This is a genomic window from Desulfonatronum sp. SC1 (assembly GCF_003046795.1).
GTDB lineage: Bacteria > Desulfobacterota > Desulfovibrionia > Desulfovibrionales > Desulfonatronaceae > Desulfonatronum.
Window position 1 is genome coordinate 1 of record NZ_PZKN01000170.1, and the last position, 435, is coordinate 435.

1 protein-coding gene is annotated in these 435 nt (G+C 43.0%); it reads right to left on the minus strand.

The genetic code is table 11. The features are described 5' to 3' along the window. Positions 1–374, minus strand: a 374-nt coding sequence (locus tag C6366_RS21170; RefSeq protein ID WP_199221615.1) for a universal stress protein, incomplete at its 3' end; no start/stop codon positions are given. Positions 375–435 lie beyond the last annotated feature (61 nt).

Genomic DNA, 435 nt, shown 5'->3' on the forward strand with positions numbered 1-435 from the left:
GGAAAAACCAGCTTTATCTCTTCTTCCGCTGACTTTGGCGGCTCTTGCACAACCAGAAAAGGGATTTTTGAGCCTACAATTACTTTTAAAGCCCAACTGCCGGTCAGTTTCTGAAGCCCTTTCATTCCATGGGTTCCCATCACAATCAGAGTAGCTTCCACTTCATGGGCCACCTGGTTAATGGTTTTAAAAATCGAACCCTCCTTGACCAAACAAGCTGGTTTGACGTTGTAAGTCTCGTTAATTTTTTGAGCCTCGGCAGTTAACTGTTGCTCAAGCTCGTTGATTTCAGTATCTTTTTTAGCGATATGCAAGAGTGTAATTCCCGTATCTAATCTTTTAGAAAGGTTCACTGCATGGGCTACAGCATTCATGGCCACTTCCGTGAAGTCGTAAGGCACAATTATGCTATGATTCAGGGCTTCCATATTGTAA